This window comes from Actinoplanes ianthinogenes (assembly GCF_018324205.1).
Lineage (GTDB): Bacteria > Actinomycetota > Actinomycetes > Mycobacteriales > Micromonosporaceae > Actinoplanes > Actinoplanes ianthinogenes.
In genome coordinates, this window is the sequence record NZ_AP023356.1 from 6981922 (window position 1) to 6998431 (window position 16510).

At 72.5% G+C, this 16510-nt stretch carries 13 protein-coding genes; 10 read left to right on the forward strand and 3 right to left on the reverse strand.

Annotated elements, in window-relative coordinates:
* The first annotated feature begins 23 nt into the window (after positions 1–23).
* Positions 24–2555 carry a winged helix-turn-helix domain-containing protein gene (locus Aiant_RS46665; RefSeq protein WP_268248827.1) on the forward strand — a complete coding sequence of 844 codons (2532 nt, stop codon included), beginning with the start codon at positions 24–26 and terminating at the stop codon, positions 2553–2555.
* 101 nt (positions 2556–2656) lie between these two features.
* On the opposite strand, the gene Aiant_RS31790 is transcribed toward Aiant_RS46665, so the two are convergent.
* Positions 2657–3103: a DUF7144 family membrane protein gene (locus Aiant_RS31790; RefSeq protein WP_189333679.1), complete on the reverse strand. Its 447-nt coding sequence runs from the start codon at positions 3101–3103 to the stop codon at positions 2657–2659.
* A 340-nt stretch (positions 3104–3443) separates the two neighbouring features.
* Between Aiant_RS31790 and Aiant_RS31795 the strand changes: the two genes are divergently transcribed.
* Positions 3444–6020, forward strand: coding sequence for a winged helix-turn-helix domain-containing protein (locus tag Aiant_RS31795; RefSeq protein WP_229830771.1), 2577 nt, complete (start codon positions 3444–3446; stop codon positions 6018–6020).
* Here Aiant_RS31795 and Aiant_RS31800 read toward each other — a convergent pair.
* Positions 5992–6837 (reverse strand): YhjD/YihY/BrkB family envelope integrity protein, encoded by an 846-nt coding sequence (locus tag Aiant_RS31800; RefSeq protein ID WP_189333677.1) that lies wholly within the window; start codon positions 6835–6837, stop codon positions 5992–5994. The genes Aiant_RS31795 and Aiant_RS31800 overlap by 29 nt on opposite strands.
* A gap of 160 nt (positions 6838–6997) precedes the next feature.
* On the opposite strand from Aiant_RS31800, the gene Aiant_RS31805 reads away from it, so the two are divergent.
* From Aiant_RS31805 to Aiant_RS31835, 7 genes are all read left to right on the forward strand, one after another.
* Positions 6998–8917 (forward strand): phage holin family protein, encoded by a 1920-nt coding sequence (locus Aiant_RS31805; RefSeq protein ID WP_189333676.1) that lies wholly within the window; start codon positions 6998–7000, stop codon positions 8915–8917.
* A 58-nt stretch (positions 8918–8975) separates the two neighbouring features.
* Complete coding sequence (locus tag Aiant_RS31810) at positions 8976–9812, forward strand: class II glutamine amidotransferase (protein ID WP_189333675.1); 837 nt, start codon at positions 8976–8978, stop codon at positions 9810–9812.
* 20 nt (positions 9813–9832) lie between these two features.
* The gene (locus Aiant_RS31815; RefSeq protein WP_212846555.1) at positions 9833–11191 is read left to right on the forward strand and encodes an amino acid permease; all 1359 of its coding nucleotides are present in this window, start codon (positions 9833–9835) and stop codon (positions 11189–11191) included.
* A gap of 13 nt (positions 11192–11204) precedes the next feature.
* Positions 11205–12425 (forward strand): arginine deiminase, encoded by a 1221-nt coding sequence (locus Aiant_RS31820; RefSeq protein ID WP_189333673.1) that lies wholly within the window; start codon positions 11205–11207, stop codon positions 12423–12425.
* A gap of 11 nt (positions 12426–12436) precedes the next feature.
* Positions 12437–13438, forward strand: a complete 1002-nt coding sequence (argF, locus tag Aiant_RS31825; protein WP_189333672.1) for an ornithine carbamoyltransferase — start codon at positions 12437–12439, stop codon at positions 13436–13438.
* Positions 13439–13441: 3 nt separating this feature from the next.
* Entirely contained in the window at positions 13442–14374 is a 933-nt protein-coding gene (locus Aiant_RS31830) for a carbamate kinase (RefSeq protein WP_189333671.1), read from the forward strand.
* A 61-nt stretch (positions 14375–14435) separates the two neighbouring features.
* The gene (locus tag Aiant_RS31835) at positions 14436–15182 is read left to right on the forward strand and encodes a metallophosphoesterase family protein (protein ID WP_189333670.1); all 747 of its coding nucleotides are present in this window, start codon (positions 14436–14438) and stop codon (positions 15180–15182) included.
* Positions 15183–15188: 6 nt separating this feature from the next.
* On the opposite strand, the gene Aiant_RS31840 is transcribed toward Aiant_RS31835, so the two are convergent.
* On the reverse strand, positions 15189–15680 hold the full coding sequence (locus Aiant_RS31840; protein WP_189333669.1) for a hypothetical protein: 492 nt from the start codon (positions 15678–15680) through the stop codon (positions 15189–15191).
* A gap of 193 nt (positions 15681–15873) precedes the next feature.
* Between Aiant_RS31840 and Aiant_RS31845 the strand changes: the two genes are divergently transcribed.
* Positions 15874–16473 carry an Rv1733c family protein gene (locus Aiant_RS31845; RefSeq protein ID WP_189333668.1) on the forward strand — a complete coding sequence of 200 codons (600 nt, stop codon included), beginning with the start codon at positions 15874–15876 and terminating at the stop codon, positions 16471–16473.
* Positions 16474–16510 lie beyond the last annotated feature (37 nt).

A 16510-nucleotide genomic window follows, 5' to 3' on the forward strand; every position in this document is an offset into this window, starting at 1 on the left:
CCCTTCTAGCCTCGAAGTTCGCAGTGCCGGCCGCACCGCCGTTCATGGTGGCGCGGCCGGGACTGCTGGACCGGGTGAGCGAGGGCGTCCGCGGCCCCGTCACCCTCGTGACCGGCCTGGCCGGGAGCGGCAAGACGCAACTGCTCGCCTCCTGGGTGCGCTCACGCGCGGTCGACTGGCCGATCGCCTGGGTCACTCTGGAGAACGGTGACGAACCGGCGCCGACCTTCTGGTCGTACGTGCTGGAGGGCCTGCGCCGGGCCGGCGTGCCGGCCCCGGAGCCGGCCGTGCCCGGCGCGGCCGCGAGCCGGGCGATCCTGGCCCGGCTGGCCGCGGTGGTCGACGAGCAGCCCACCCCGGTGGTGCTGGTCCTCGACGGGGCGGCCCAGCTGCCCGGCCGCGAGTGGGCCTCCGGCCTGGAGTTCCTGCTCGCCCACGCCCGCGGGCTGCGGGTCGTGCTGGCCGGCCGGTGGGACCCGCCGCTGCCGCTGTACCGCTACCGCCTGGCCGGGCAGTTGCGGGAGGTGCGCACGGCGGACCTGGCGTTCACCGCCGAGGAGACGTCCCGGCTGATGGATCTGCACGGCGTGCCGGTCGGCGGGACCGACCTGGCCGCGTTGCTCGAGCACACCGAGGGTTGGGCCGCGGGGATCCGGCTCTGTGCGTGCGCGATGCAGGGCAGTGCGGACGTCACCCGGATGGTCAGCGCGATCTCCGGGGACGAATCGACGATCGCCGAGTACTTCATCGGCGAGGTGCTGCGCACCCAGTCCCCGGCGATGCGGCGGTTCCTGCTGGAGACCAGCATCCTGGACACGTTCTCGGCGGACCTGGCGGCCACCGTCACCGCGCGGCCCGACGCCGCCCGGCTGCTCGCGGTGCTCACCCGGGAGAACGCTTTCATCCAGCCGGTCGGCGAGGGGGCCGAGCTGTACCGCTATCACCGGCTCTTCGCCGAGCTGCTGCGAGCCCAGCTCTCCTGGGTCGAGCCGGAGCAGATCGCGGTGCTGCACCAGCGGGCCGCGCGCTGGCTGTCCCAGCACGGCCGGCTCACCGACGCGGTCGGGCACTCGGTCGTGGCCGGCGACTGGGGGACCGCCGCGGCCATGGTGATCGAGGACTTCGCGGTCGGCCGCCTCGTCATCGAGGGCACCTCCGGCCGGCTCGGCGAGCAGCTCGCCGCTCTGCCCGAGCACCTGGACCTGCCCGAGGTGGTGCTGGTCCGCTCGGCCCTGGCCTGGGGCGACGGCCGCCCGGACGAGGCACGCGAGCTGTTCACGCTGGCCGGCAACCTGCTGGCGATCCAGGGCAGCGACTGCGGCGAGGGCGTCACACTGGCCTGCTTCCTGATGCGGTTGCTGCTGCTGGCCGACGGCCCGGAGCCGGAACAGGTGGACGAGCTGGCGCCGGTGGCGACCGCGTTCCTGGCCGTGGCCCCGGCCCGCAAGCTGGTCCGGCGTCCCGAGCTGCGGGCGGTGCTGCTGGCCGCCGAGGGACGGGCGCGCAGCGCATGCGGCGACGTCAACGGGGCGGTGACGGTGCTGGCCGATGCCGTCACGGCGGCTCCGGCCGGGTGTGAGGCGCTCAAGGTGGAGTGTCTGCGGGCGGTCGCGGTGCTGGAGGCGTACCGGGGCCGGCTGGGCCGGGCCGAGACCGCGGCGCGGCAGGCCCTGGACCTGGCCCTACAGTGCGGGATGGACCGGGAGCACCGGCCGGGCGCCGCCGAGGTGGCGCTCGCCTGGGTGGCCCTGGAGCGGTACGACATCGAGGCCGCCGACCGGCACCTGAGGTCCGCGCACCTCGGCGAGGATCCCCTCGCGGTCGCCGCGCACGCCGTGGTCAAGTCCCGCCGTCTCCAGGTCCGCGGCGAGCTCCGGGGCGCGCTGAACGCGCTGATCCCGATCCCGGCCGCACCGCCCTGGCTGCGCCGGGAGATCGACCTGGGCCGGGCCCGGTTGCTGATCGGCGCCGCCCGGCTGGACGACGCCGCGGAGGTTCTGCTCGCCCACACGCACTCCCGCACCGCCGATGTGGCCGTGGTGGAGGCCGGGCTCGCGCTGGCTCGCGGCGACGCGTCGCGAGCACACGAGGTCGCCCGGACGGTCGCCGACGCCGCAGGGGTGGCGACGCCGGTGGCTCTGGACGCCTGGTTGCTGCTGGCCATGCTGGCGGCCAGCGCGGACGACGCGGCCGGCGCGCGGGAGGCGTTGCGCCGGGCACTGCGGGTGGCCGGTCCGGAGAACGTCCGGCGGCCGGTGCACCAGGTATGGGGCGCGCTGCGGCGGGTGCTGCGCGACGACGAGAAGCTGGCGGCGCTGGGCGGCCCGGCCGGCACCGCGTCGGTCAGCGAGCCGGTGGTGGTGGAGGCGCTCAGCAAGCGGGAGCTGGACGTGCTGCGCGGCATGGCGGAGATGCTGCCCACCGAGGAGATCGCCGCCTCGATGTACGTCTCGGTCAACACCGTGAAGACCCACGTCCGCAGCATCCTGCGGAAACTCTCCGCGTCCCGGCGCAACGAGGCGGTACGCCGGGCCCGCGCACTGAACCTGATCTAGGAACCGTGGTCTCGTGGATCGCTCGGCGACGCGAGAGTGACGAGCTGGTGCTGGTGGCCCTGTCGGGCGACCCGAAAGGGCCACCAGGGCCAGCCCGATCCCTAGTTCTCCCTGCGCACCGCACCGCCGTGGGCGGCCAGGGTGTAGATGATCAGCACGTCCATGCCGATCAGGATGGCGGCCCAGACCGGCTGGGCGGCGACGAACATGAAGTGCAGCAGAGCGCCGAGGAAGGCGATCAGGATGCCGATCACCCGGCCCCATATCCGGCCCAGGAACACGCCGGTGGCGGCGAGCAGGGAGAGCAGGCCGAGACCCAGATGCAGCCAGCCCCAGGTGGTGTAGCTCACCTGGAGCACCAGGCCGCCCTGTGTCACGTGGTAGAAGTCGTCCTTGAACAGGGCGACCAGACCCTCGGTGACCTGGAAGACACCCAGGGTCAGCAGCATCACTCCGGCGAACACCACCAGGCCCGCCCAGCCGGTGGAGGGCGCGGCGGGGGTGTCGGAGCCGGTGGCGCGGTCACTTGCGTAGCTACTGTTCGACATGCTTCTAGAAGACCGCTTGGCGGGGGTTGCGCACCTCCCGCGTCACGGGTGAACATCTTCCAAGATCGTGCAAGTTGCACGTTTGAATGCGCGGAAAGTGCAAATACGGGGGGTTGCTCCGCGTGCACTCCCTGTGATTCGGTGTCGGGGTGACCCGACCGGTCGCGCACTGATCGTCACGGCTGTGGTCTTGGGGGCGGGACTCGCAGCGTGAAGCTTCAACATTCGGTGACACAGAGTGATGTTGACCGAATGCAGGCCAGGACGCTATTCGGGGGTTGGGGGCGCCATGCGGAAGACGACGGGTAACAGTCCGCCTACACACATAGGTACGGCACGCGTGGCTCGACCGAGACTGCCCCAGGGGGTCATCTGGCGGACCCGCCTGGCCGAGACGATGGACGTCGGCGCCCGGCGCGCCGTGACGCTGATCTGCGCCGGTCCGGGGTGGGGCAAGACCGCCCTGGCCTCCGCCTGGACCGGGGCCCGCTCGATGGGCGGCCCGATCGCCTGGCTCAGCTGCGAGCCCGGGCACAACGACCCGTACGTGTTCTGGTCCGACCTGCTGCTGGCCCTGCGCACCAGCGGCGCGATCCGGCCCGGCACCGCGCTCCCGGACCGCGGCCCGGTGCTCTCCATCGACGCGCCGGCCTTCCTGCGCCGGCTGTCCTCCGGGCTGGCCGCGATGCCCGGGCCGGTCGTCGTGGTCCTCGACGACCTCCAGGAGATCGCCGACCCGCGGGTGCTGGACGGGCTCGGCGGCCTGATCCGGAACCCGCCGGAGCGGCTGCGCCTGGTGCTGATCAGCCGGACCGAGCCGGACCTGCCGCTGCACCGGCTCCGGGCGGCCGGCGAGCTGACCGAGATCAAGGCCCGCGACCTGGCCTTCCAGATGGACGAGGCGAGCGAGCTGCTGGCCCTGCGCGGCCGCCGGATCGCGCCGGAGAAACTCGCCGAGCTGGTCCGCAACACCGAGGGGTGGGCGACCGGGCTGCGGCTGGCGGTGGACGCGCCGCCCGGCGTCGGCCCGGACGAGGCGGCCGCCGATTACCTGGTCCGGGAGGTGCTCGCCGGACAGCCCGCGGAGGTCCGCGAGTTCCTGCTCTGGACCAGCGTGCCGGACCGGATCTCCGGCGGCCTGGCCGAGGCGCTGACCGGCCGGCGCAACGCCGACCAAGTGCTGGCCGACCTCGAACGGGCGAATCTGTTCCTCGAACGGGTCGGCAACAACGGCTGGTTCCGCTACCACCAGCAGTTCCGGGCCGCGCTGCGCCGCCGGCTGCCGGCCGAGCGGGCGGACACCCCGGCACGGCTGCACCTGCTCGCCGCCCAGTGGCACGCCCGGCTCGGCAGCCCGCTGGCCGCGCTCAACCACGCGGCCGCGGCCGGCGACTGGCAGCTGGTCAGCCGCCTGGTGGTCGACTACGGGATGTCGCTGTTCGGCTCGTCGGACCGCACCGACCTCATCGCGCTGCTCCGGCGGATCCCGGCCGAGCGGCTGACCGACAGCGCCGAGCTCACCTTCTGCGCGGCGTTGCAGACCTACGCGCTCGGCGACGTGGCCGGCGTGGCCACCCGGATCGCCCAGGCCCGGGCCCTGCTGGCCGGCCGCGGCGCCGACGACCGCCGGGTGATCGGGCTGGCGCTGACCATCGTCGAGGCGGTCACCGTGTACCGCTGGCGGGGCGACATGCCGCAGCTGGCGGAGACCTTCACCGAGGTGCTCGCCGAGCTGGGCCGGTTGCGCTGGGACCAGGTGCCGTCGATGCCGCAGTACCGGGCGCTGTCCCTGCTCAACAAGGGCATCGGGATGCTCTGGACGGACCAGTTCGACCACGCCGACCGCTACCTCTGGGCGGCCGCCACCGGCGCCCGGGCGGCCGGCACGCCGCTCGTCGAGATCAGCGCGTTCGGGCATCTGGCGCTGCTCAGCGTGATCCAGGGCTCGCTGAACGAGGCGAAGGAGCACGTCGCCGCGTCGGTCGGGGTGGCCCACCGGGTCGACGCCGAGGACCGGCCGCCGGTCGCCTCGGCCTTCCTGGCCAAAGCGGTGATCGAGCAGGAGCAGGGTCGCGAGGCGGAGGCCGAGGAGGCGCTGCGGCGGGCCCTGCATGCGGCCGGTGAGCAGCCGGAGGCGGCGATCGCCGTGCTCTCCGGCGTGGTCCGGGCCTACCTGCTGATCGACCGCGGCGAGGCGCACTCGGCCCGGGCGATGCTCGGCGGGGTGGCCGAGGCGGCCGGCCCCGGCCTGGTCGCGCCGATCCTGCAACGGATCCTCGACGTCTCGCACAGCGAGATCGATCTGGCCCGCAACCGGCCGAACGCGGTGCTCGACCGCTACTCCGGCCGCGCCGGCCTGTACCCGGCCGAACAGCTGCGGGTGGCGCAGGCCTGGCAGGCCTCCGGCCACCCGGTCCAGGCCGAGGAGTTGCTGGCCCGGGTCCGGGAGGGCACCGACCGGCTCTCCTCGGTCTCCGCCTGGCTGCTCACCGCGCTCGCCGCCGACGCGCAGGGCCGGGGCCAGCGCGCGGCCGACGCGATGGCGCACGCGCTCGCCGGGGCCGAGCCGCAGCACATCCGGCGGCCGTTCCGCCGCTTCGACGCCGATCGGGTGCTGGTCCTGGCCGAGCGGCAGCAGTGGCTGACCGAGCCGGTCGGCTCGTCCGGGGAGAGCGTGCTCGCCGAGATCACCGGGGAGTTCCCGACGATCGGCGGCGCGGTCGCCGGGCCGCTCAGCGAGCGTGAGATCGACGTTTTGCAGTACCTGCCGACCGTGCTGACCGCCGGGGAGATCGCCGAGAACCTCGGGATCTCGGTGAACACGGTCAAGGCGCACATGCGCTCGATCTATCGCAAGCTCGGCGCCGGCCGCCGCCGGGAGGCCGTGGTCACGGCTCGTCAGCTGGGGCTGCTGTGAGGAACTCCCGGCTGATCAGGCCGCCGACGATCGCGGCCAGCAGCAGGCAGAAGGAGAGCACGTACAGCCAGCCGATGTAGGTGAACGCCAGCCCGATCGTGCCGTACTTGTCGGCGCTGGATTGCAGCGCCCGGGGCAGATAGATCGCCCCGGCGCCGCGCACCGCGATCATCATCAGGCCGAACACCACGCCGCCGGCCAGCAGCGGGCCCTTCGGGGCCCGCCGGCCGAGCAGCAGCCAGGGCAGCAGGATCGCCAGCGCGCAGTCCGCGACGAACGCGACCAGCACCCCGGAGACGTTCGGCGCGGGCAGCAGCGAGGCCAGCCAGGTCAGCACCCGGGCGAACAGCAGGAACACCACCAGCACCACCACGGTGCCGATCTGCCGCCCGGTCGCGGCGGCGCCGGCCGGCTTCTGCTCGACCGGCCACACCACCAGGTAGGAACGGACCAGCGCGCGGCTCAGCCCGGTCGCCGACAGCAGCACGATCAGGCAGCCGGCCACGCCGAACGCGTTGCTGTGGCTGCCGCCGATCGCGTCCTGCAGCAGCCGCTCGCTGCTGTCCGGCAGGTGCAGCACCCCGGCCAGCCGCTCCCGGTAATGCGGCCCGATCAGCGCCGCCAGCATGATCAGCAGCGGGAAGATCGAGGTGAACGACTGCGCGGCCAGGGTCATCGCGCGGTCGAAGATCTGCACCCGGACCAGCTCACCGAGGCCGGTCAGCGTCAGCTTGCCGACCCGGGTGCCCAGCCACAGCGCGGCCCGCGGCCGCAGCCAGCGCGGGATCCGTGCGTCCCACTCGGTCGGTTCCGGCATCACGGTTCACCCCCGGTGGGTCACTGTTCGCGAGCCACCGCCGGGTCGCCCCATCCCACCGGAATGAAAACCGATGTGGGTACGCCCGGAGCGGTCCCGCCGCCCGCGTTCACCCCGCCGGAGTGAGGTGGCGCCGCCGGGCGGCCGGGACGCTGTGGCCATGCGGGTCAGGGAGCTTCTCGTCACGGTCGGACTCGGGACGGCCGTCGTCGGCGTGACGATCGGCGTGCTCCCCGGGATCAGCGCGGACGACGGCTGGTCGGTGCTGGCCGTCGCGATCCTGGTCACCGCGCTCGGTGCGGTCATCCGGCCGATCATGGTGCGCCTGCTCTCGGCGCTCGGCTGGGCCGGCGTGGTGGCCGGCTGGCTGGTCTGCCAGGCGCTGGTGGTCTGGGCCGCGTTGTTGCTGGCGCCGGGAGTGCACGTGACCGAGTTCTGGGCGGCCTTCTGGGCGGCCTGGATCGGCGGGGCGCTGATGAGCGTGGGCCTCTGGGTGGTCACGGCGGGACAGGACGGCGCGGTCACCCAGCATCTCCTCCGGGTCAACCGGCGCTTCCGCAGACAGGTGCCGCCCAGCGAGGTCCCGGGCGTGCTGTTCCTGCAGATCGACGGGCTCTCCGCGCCGCTCGCGCGCTGGGCGGTCGACGCCGGCAACCTGCCCACCCTGGGCCGGTGGCTGTCCGGCGGCAGCCACGTGATGACCGAGTGGCACGCCCAGCTGCCGGCCACCACCCCGGCCAGCCAGGCCGGCCTGCTGCACGGGGCGAGCGCCCAGATCCCGGCCTTCCGCTGGTACGAGAAGGACGCCGGCCGGCTGGTCGTCACCAACCACCCGCAGGACGCCGCGCTGGTGGAGAGCCGCTGCTCGGACGGGCAGGGGCTGCTCGCCGACGGCGGGGTGAGCGTCAGCAACGTGTTCTCCGGCGACGCGCCGACCTCGCTGCTCACCATGAGCACCGCCCGGCGCGGCAACGGTCCGCGCCGGTACGTCAGCTCGTACCTGCTCGACCCGTTCGGCCTGACCCGCTCGCTGGTGCTGACCGTCGGCGAGATCGTCAAGGAGCTGCACCAGGCACGCCGGCAGCGGCTGCGCCGGGTCCGCCCGCGGATGCGCCGCATCTGGTCGTACGTGCTGCTCCGGGGCGTCACCAACGTGCTGCTGCGGCACCTGAACCTGGCCGTGCTCGCCGAGCAGATGATGCGCGGGGCGCCGGCGGTGTACTGCGACTTCGTCGACTACGACGAGATCGCGCACCACGCCGGGCCGGCCCGGCCGGAGTCGCTGGCGTCGCTGGAGGGGATCGACGCGGCGCTGGCCATCCTCGAGGAGGTCGCGGCGGCGGCGCCCCGGCCGTACCGGTTCGTGGTGCTCTCCGACCACGGGCAGAGCCAGGGGTCGACGTTCCGGCAGCGGTACGGGATCCGGCTGGAGGACCTGGTGGCGCGGCTGACCACGACCGAGGACGTGGTGGTGCCGGACGAGGACGAGCAGGCCGGGCGGGCGCGGAACCTGCGGGCGGGCATCGGGCGTACCGGAAAGCCGGAACCGGAAGGGACGGCGGACCGTCCCGAGCTCGTGGTCGCGGCGTCGGGAAATCTCGCTCTCGTCTATTTCCCGCGGCGACCGGGGCGGGTGACCCTCGAAGAGATCACCGAGAGCTACCCGGAGCTGCTGCCCGGGCTGACCGCCCATCCCGGGATCGGCTGGGTGCTGGTCCGCTCGGAGCGGGAGGGCCCGATCGTCCTCGGTCCGGACGGGCGCCGCTGGCTGGACGACGACCACGTCCTGGGTGTCGATCCGCTGCTCGGGTTCGGGCCGCACGCGGCCGACGACCTGCGCCGGCACGACCGCCTCGCGAACACCGGGGACCTGGTGGTGAACAGCCTGTGGGACCCGGTCAGCCAGGAGGTCGCGGCGTTCGAGGAGCTGATCGGCTGCCACGGCGGGCTCGGCGGTCAGCAGAACCGGCCGGTGCTGATCCGCCCGCGGGATTGGCCGGAGCCGGGCCCGCTGGTCGGCGCCGACGACGTTTATCGATATCTGAGCGGCTGTCTCAAGAAGCTCACCCCGCCGGGGTGAGTCCCGCCGCCTCCCGCGCGGAGACGATGACCATCATCGACATCGGAAGGAGCCCGCGATGTGTCGCTGGCTGGCCTACTCAGGCACCCCGATCCGTCTCGAGGAACTGCTCTACAAACCACGACATTCGCTGATCGACCAGAGCATGCACTCCCGGATGGGAGTGGAGACCACCAACGGCGACGGGTTCGGGGTCGGCTGGTACCCGGTGGACGGCCCGGCCGACCCGGCGCTGTTCCGCGGCGTGGGGCCGGCCTGGAGCGACGCCAACCTGCGGGAGATCGCCCGGTCCACGATGTCGCCGCTGTTCCTGGCGCACATCCGGGCCAGCACCGGCACCGCGGTGCAGCAGACCAACTGCCACCCGTTCCGGCACGAGAACTGGCTGTGGCTGCACAACGGGTCGATCCGCGAGTTCGCCAAGCTCAAGCGCGACCTGGTGCTCGCCATCGACCCGCGGCTCTACCCGTCGCTGGCCGGGTCCACCGACTCCGAGGTGATGTTCCACCTGGCGCTCACCTTCGGCCTGCGGGACCGGCCGGTGGCCGCGGTGGAGCGGATGGCCGGGCTGGTCGAGGCGGTGGGCAGCGCGCACAACGTGGAGAACCCGCTGCAGATGACGGTGGCCACCACGGACGGGGACAAGGTCTGGGCGTTCCGCTACTCCAGCGAGGGGCACAGCCGGTCGCTGTTCTACAGCACCGAGACCTCCGCGTTGAAGCGGCTCTACCCGGACAACGCCCGGCTCCAGGAGGTCTCCGACGAGACCCGGCTGGTCGTCTCCGAGCCGCTCGGTGACCTGGAGGGCACCTGGCAACCGGTCCCCGAGTCGAGCTACGGCGTGATCCAGAAGGGCGCGGACGAGCTCGGCCGCTTCGAGCCGGCCGCGCCATGACCACCGCCCCGGAGAGGACGGTGGACCGCAAGCTCGGTCTGCCGCAGGCCACCGCGCTGATCCTGGGCACCATCATCGGCGTCGGGATCTTCAACCTGCCGTACTCGCTCTCCGGCATCGGCCCGATCAGCATCCTGGCGATGGCGCTGACCACGGTCGGCGCCCTCGCCCTGGCGCTGATGTTCGCCGTGCTGTCCCGGCGGGTGCCGGCCGACGGCGGGCCGTACGCGTACGCCCGCTCCGCCTTCGGCAACACGGTCGGTTTCGCCAACGCCTGGTCGTACTGGATCACCGCCTGGGCCGGGAACGCCGCGATCGTCACCGGCTGGGTCTTCTACGTCGAGCACTTCATCAACCAGGACGGCAAGACCGCCTGGTCCATCGTGATCGCGCTCGTCGGCCTCTGGATCCCGGCGCTGATCAACCTGACCGGTGTGCAGAACATGGGCGCCGTCCAGCTCTGGACCACCGTCATCAAGTTCATCCCGCTGGTGATCATGTCGACCGCGGGCCTGTTCTTCATCAGCACCGCCAACTACACGCCGGCCAACCTCAGCGGTGACAGCGACTGGACGGCGATCGGCAGCGCCATGGCGATCTGCCTGTTCAGCTACCTCGGCGTGGAGTGCGCCGCGGTGGCCGCCGCCAAGGTCCGCGACCCGGCCCGGAACGTGCCCAAGGCCACCGTGCTCGGGACGCTCGGCGCCGCCGTCGTCTATCTGCTCTCGATGATCGCGGTGTTCGGCATCGTGCCGGCCACCACGCTCGCCGGCGACAAGGCGTCGTACTCGGTCGCCGCCAACCTGATGGCCGGCGGGGGCACCTGGGCCGGCGACCTGACCGCCCTCGCGGTGATCGTCTCCGGGTTCGGCGCGCTCAACGGCTGGACCATGATCTGCGCCGAGATGCCGCTGGCCGCCGCGAAGGACGGGGTGTTCCCGGCCGTCTTCGGCAAGGTCTCGCGGCGCGGGGTGCCGACCGCCGGCATCCTCTCGTCGACGATTCTCGGCAGCCTGGCGATGGTGGTCAGCTACATGGGCGCCAGCGGGGCCACGGTCTTCAACACGCTGGTGCTGATGACCGGGATCACCGCGGCCATCCCGTACGCGTTCTCCGCCCTCGCCCAGCTCAAGTGGCGCGTCCAGGACCGCCGCGCGGGCAACGGCGCGCGGTTCGCCCGGGACTCCACGATCGCGCTGCTCAGCCTGATCTTCTCGATCCTGTTCGTCTGGTACTCGCGCAACACCGGACAGGAGCACTGGTACGTGGTCTGGGGTCCGTTCCTGATGGCCGGCGGCGCGTTCCTGCTCGGCGTGCCGGTCTACCTCTCCGTCCGCAACCGGATGACCGCACCACCACCGGTCCCGGCCTACGAGTGATCGGAGGATCACCATGCCATTCCACGTCGACTCCGAGACCGGCCGGCTGCGCCAGGTGATCCTGCACCGCCCCGGCGTCGAGCTCAGCCGGCTCACCCCGGACAACGTCCGGGACCTGCTCTTCGACGACATCCTCTGGGCCAAGCGGGCCCGCGAGGAGCACGACGCGTTCGCCGAGGTGCTGCGCGAGCGCGGGATCAAGGTGCACTACTTCGCCCAGCTGCTCGCCGACGTGCTGGACATCCCGCACGCCCGCGGCTGGGTGCTGGACCGGATCATCACCGAGGACACGGTCGGGCCGACCCTGACCGGGCCGCTGCGCCGGCTCGCCGAGCAGGCGGAGAGCACCAAGCTCGCCGACTACCTGATCGGCGGCGTGCTCAAGCAGGAGCTGGCCGGGTTCACCGTGAACAGCCTGCGCTGGGAGCTGATGAGCGCCGACGACTTCGTGCTCACCCCGCTGCCCAACCACCTGTTCCAGCGGGACAACTCGGCCTGGATCTACGGCGGGGTCAGCATCAACCCGATGGCGATGGCCGCCCGGCTGCGCGAGTCGGTGCACAGCTCGGCCATCTACCGCTTCCACCCGATGTTCGCCCTGGCCGACTTCGAGACCTGGTACGGCGGTGACGACACGCCGCACCAGCCGGCCACCCTGGAGGGCGGCGACATCCACGTGCTCGGCAACGGCGCCGTGATGATCGGGCTGGGCGAGCGGTCCACCGCGATGGGCGTGGAGAACCTCGCCCGCAACCTGTTCCAGGCCGGCGCCGCGACCAAGGTGATCGCCATCGAGCTGCCGCACTCGCACGCGATGATGCACCTCGACACGGTGATGACCATGATCGACCGGGACACCTTCGTGATGTACCCGTACCTGGAGGGCGAGCTGCGGTCGTGGACCGTGCTGCCGGACACCGACCCGGACGGGCTCCAGGTGGTCCGCAACCCCGACCTGTTCGCCACCATCGCGGAGACCCTGGGCATCGACAAGATCCGGGTGCTGGAGACCAACGAGGACATCCGGGCCGCCCAGCGGGAGCAGTGGGACGACGGGAACAACTTCCTGGCCGTCGAGCCGGGGGTGATCGTCGGCTACGAGCGGAACGTCACCACCAACACGTTCCTGCGCCGGCAGGGCATCGAAGTGATCACCATCGCCGGCGGCGAGCTGGGTCGTGGCCGCGGCGGCCCGCGCTGCATGACCTGTCCGATCGAACGCGACGCCATCTGAGAGGCACGGAAATGTCCGTCAATCTGCGTAACCGCAGCTTCCTCAAGGAACTCGACTTCACCCCGGACGAGTGGCGATTCCTGCTGCGGCTGTCCGCCCAGCTCAAGGCCGCCAAGTACACCGGCACCGAGGTGCCACGGCTGACCGGCAAGAACATCGCGCTGATCTTCGAGAAGACCTCCACCCGGACCCGCTGCGCGTTCGAGGTGGCGGCGCACGACCAGGGCGCGCACGTCACGTTCCTGGACCCGGGCAGCACCCAGCTCGGGCACAAGGAGTCGGTCGAGGACACCGCCCGGGTGCTCGGCCGCTTCTACGACGGCCTGGAGTACCGCGGCTTCGGCCAGGAGAGCGTGGAGACCCTGGCCCGGTACGCCGGTGTGCCGGTGTGGAACGGGCTGACCGACGAGTGGCACCCCACCCAGACCCTCTGCGACCTGCTCACCATGCGCGAGCACACGGTCAAGCACGACAACGAGGTGGCGTTCGCGTTCCTCGGCGACGCGCACAACAACATGGGCAACTCGCTGCTGGTGGCCGGCGCCATGATGGGCATGGACGTGCGGATGGTCGCGCCCGAGTCGCGGTGGAACCCGGACGAGGTGATCAAGGCGGCCCAGGCGATCGCCGAGACCACCGGGGCCCGGATCACCCACACCACCGACGTGCGGGAGGGCGTGCGGGGCGCGGACTTCCTGTACACCGACGTCTGGCTGTCGATGGGGGAGCCCAAGGACGCCTGGGACGAGCGGATCCGGCTGCTCAAGCCGTACCAGATCAACATGGACGTGGTCCGGGCCACCGGCAACCCGGCCACCAAGGTGATGCACTGCCTGCCGGCCTTCCACGACCGGCACACCAAGGTGGGCGAGGAGATCTACGAGCACACCGGCCTGGCGTCGCTGGAGATCACCAACGAGGTGTTCGAGTCGCCGTCCTCGATCGTCTTCGACCAGGCGGAGAACCGGATGCACACGATCAAGGCCGTGATGGTCGCGACCCTGGGGGTCTGAGCGATGCGCATCGTCATCGCGATCGGGGGGAACGCGCTGCTCCAGCGCGGTCAGCGACCGGACGCCGCGGTGCAGCAGGCCAACGCGATCCGCGCGGTCGAGGCGCTCGCGCCGCTCGCCGCGGAGCACGAGATCGTGATCACCCACGGCAACGGGCCGCAGGTCGGGATGCTCGCCCTGGAGTCGGCGGCGGATCCGCTGCTGGCCGTGCCGTACCCGTTCGACGTGCTGGGCGCGCAGACCCAGGGCATGATCGGGTACTGGCTCCTCCAGGCCCTGCAGAACGCGCTGCCCGGCCGGCAGGTCGCCGCGATCCTGGACCAGACGCTGGTCTCGGCGGCCGACCCGGCGTTCGGGAAGCCGACCAAGTTCGTCGGCGCCGTCTACGACGAGGTGACCGCGAAGCGCCTGGCCGCCGAGCGCGGCTGGGCGGTCGCCGCGGACGGCGCGAACTGGCGGCGGGTGGTGCCGTCGCCGCAGCCGCAGCGGATCGTGGAAACCCGGATCATCCGGTCGTTGCTGTACGACGGTACGGTCGTGGTCTGTGCCGGCGGCGGCGGCATCCCGGTGGTCCGCGACGAGGCCGACGGCCGGCTGCGCGGGGTGGAGGCGGTGGTGGACAAGGACCTGGCCACGGCGGTCCTCGCCGAGTCCCTGGACGCCGACGCGCTGCTGCTGCTCACCGACGTGCCGGCGGTGCTGCGCGGGTTCGGCGGCCCGTCGCCCGAGCCGATCTCCCGGGCCACCCCGGCCGAGCTGCGCCGGGAGGACTTCCCGGCCGGGTCGATGGGGCCGAAGGTGGAGGCGGTCTGCCGGTTCACCGAGTTGACCGGGGGACTGTCGGCGATCGGAGCGCTGGAGGACGCCGCCGCGATCCTGGCCGGCAAGGCGGGGACCGTGGTGACACCCAGCGGAGAGGGCTTCCCCTCCCGGTGAGTGTCGTCGCCGCACTCACCCCGCCGGCCCGGCCCGGACTCCCTCCGGCCGGGCCGGCGCCGTGCTGACCGTCGCGCACCTGTCCGACCTGCACCTGGGAGCGCACGAGCCGGACGCGGTGCCGAGCCTGATCGCCGACGTGGCGGCCGCCGCGCCGGACCTCACCGTGGTCACCGGGGACTGGACGATGCGCGCCCGGCCCCGGGAGTTCACGCTGGCCCGGGCGGTGCTCGAGGAGCTGCCGCGGCCGCTGCTGGCGGTGACCGGGAACCACGACCTGCCGCTGATCAGCCCGTTGCGGCTGGCCGAGCCGTACGAACGCTATCGGGCCTGGATCGACGACGACCTGGACCCGGTCGCCGGCCTGCCCGGGCTGACCGCCCTCGGTCTCCAGTCGATGCCGCGGTGGCGGTGGAAGGACGGGCTGATCACCGGCCGGCAGGCCGAGCTGATCACCTCGGTGTTCGGGGCCGCCCCGGAGGACGACGTCAAGGTGATCGCGCTGCACCACCCGCCGGTCGGGACCGCCCTCGCCGGGCGGCGGCGGTTCCTGCGGGCGGCGCGCACGGCCGGCGTCGACCTGATCCTGGCCGGGCACACGCACATCCCGGACGTCCGGCGGATCGAGGGTGTCGCGGTGGTGGTGGCGGGGACCGCGACCAGCCATCGGACCCGGGGGGTGCCGCGGTCCTGGAGCCTGATCCGCGTCGACACCGAGGCGATCACGGTGACCGAGCGGTATGACGCGGACCGGGGCTGGGAGACCGGCCGGATAATGACGCTGCTCCGATCCTTGAGGATCGGCTGAGCACGATCAGTGCAGCAGGGTCTTGAGGACGACCAGGGCGGCGCCGAACGAGCCGGCCACCAGGGTGGACACCACGCGCTCGCCCGTGGTGAGCCGGCCGCCCGCGCCGACCCGCCAGCCGGCCAGGCAGAGCAGGACGGTGCTGACCGCCAGGGAGGCGACCTCGGCGGTGACCAGCGCGGCGCCGGAGACGCGGACCACGACCAGGGTGAGCAGGGGCAGGATCGAGGCGGTGACCATCTCCCAGCCGCTGGTCACCTGTTCGCGGATGATGTGCCAGGCGGGGCGGTGACCCTCGTGGATCCGCTCGGCCACGATCCGGGCGTAGCGCTCCGCGGCCCAGTAGACGATCAGGGTGATCAGCACCGCCAGGACGTCCTGCCAGGCGGTCAGCGCATGGCCGGCGACCAGCACGGCCGCGCCGACGATGATGCCGTAGATGCCGGATGCCGTAGCCTCCGCGGACTCGTGGGTCAGGCGGATTCGCGTACCGGTCATGGGCCTAAGGGTGGCCGGAACCGCCGCCCCGGGCCCTCACCCGGGCGGGGTGATTCACCCGTGGCGAATGGCGACGGCCGTGCCCCGCCGCGCAGATCATGAAGGCCCCGGTGCGCCGATGTGCGTCGCCGGCACAGGTTTCCGGGTGATGCTCGCCGGGCCGGTGAGGACCGCGGGGAGAGGGAGCTGGAACATGATCGGGCGTCGGGTCGCGCGCCGGTTCGGCTGGGAACGCAACGTATTGCGGCGTGGCACGGACCGTTTCGAGAGTCTCATGGTGTTCGTGCTGGTCTTCTCGTTCCTGGCGGGGGCGCCGCTGCTGGCCTGGTGGGCCGGCGAGGCCAGTTACCGGCAGGACCTGCGGGCGCAGCAGTGGGAGCGGCAGCACACCTTCCAGATCGACGCGGTGCTGATGGAGGACGCCACGCCGGCCGCGGCGGACGGCGCCCGGACCGCCGCCCCGCAGGCGGCCAAGGCCACCTGGACGGCGCCGGACGGGTCGGTGCGCAGCGGTGTGGTGCAGACCACCGCCGACGCGCGGACCGGCGCCCGGGTGCCGATCTGGGTGGACGACACCGGGACGCTGCGGATGCCGCCGGCCAACCGCAACCCCGCTTCGCAGGCGGTCCTGGTCGGCGCCGCGGTGACGTTGTGCCTGTGTGCCGCGCTGGTCGGGTTGCACCGGATCGGCCGTGGGGTGCTGGACCGCAAGCGGGACCGGGCCTGGGGCCGGGAGTGGATGGAGGTCGGCCCGCGCTGGAGCCGGGACAGCCGCTGGGGTGGCCGCTACTAGCGGGTCATGCGCGGGGGAGGATGCCCGGGGCCGCCGG

Excerpts from the sequence above, each read along its gene's own strand:
- Aiant_RS31805 (WP_189333676.1), top strand. The coding sequence starts at position 6,998 with ATGCGGGTCAGGGAGCTTCTCGTCACGGTCGGACTCGGGACGGCCGTC.
- Aiant_RS31845 (WP_189333668.1), top strand. The coding sequence starts at position 15,874 with ATGATCGGGCGTCGGGTCGCGCGCCGGTTCGGCTGGGAACGCAACGTA.
- Aiant_RS31790 (WP_189333679.1), bottom strand. The coding sequence starts at position 3,103 with ATGTCGAACAGTAGCTACGCAAGTGACCGCGCCACCGGCTCCGACACC.
- Aiant_RS31820 (WP_189333673.1), top strand. The coding sequence starts at position 11,205 with ATGCCATTCCACGTCGACTCCGAGACCGGCCGGCTGCGCCAGGTGATC.
- Aiant_RS31840 (WP_189333669.1), bottom strand. The coding sequence starts at position 15,680 with ATGACCGGTACGCGAATCCGCCTGACCCACGAGTCCGCGGAGGCTACG.
- Aiant_RS31830 (WP_189333671.1), top strand. The coding sequence starts at position 13,442 with ATGCGCATCGTCATCGCGATCGGGGGGAACGCGCTGCTCCAGCGCGGT.
- Aiant_RS31800 (WP_189333677.1), bottom strand. The coding sequence starts at position 6,837 with ATGCCGGAACCGACCGAGTGGGACGCACGGATCCCGCGCTGGCTGCGG.
- Aiant_RS31810 (WP_189333675.1), top strand. The coding sequence starts at position 8,976 with ATGTGTCGCTGGCTGGCCTACTCAGGCACCCCGATCCGTCTCGAGGAA.
- argF (WP_189333672.1), top strand. The coding sequence starts at position 12,437 with ATGTCCGTCAATCTGCGTAACCGCAGCTTCCTCAAGGAACTCGACTTC.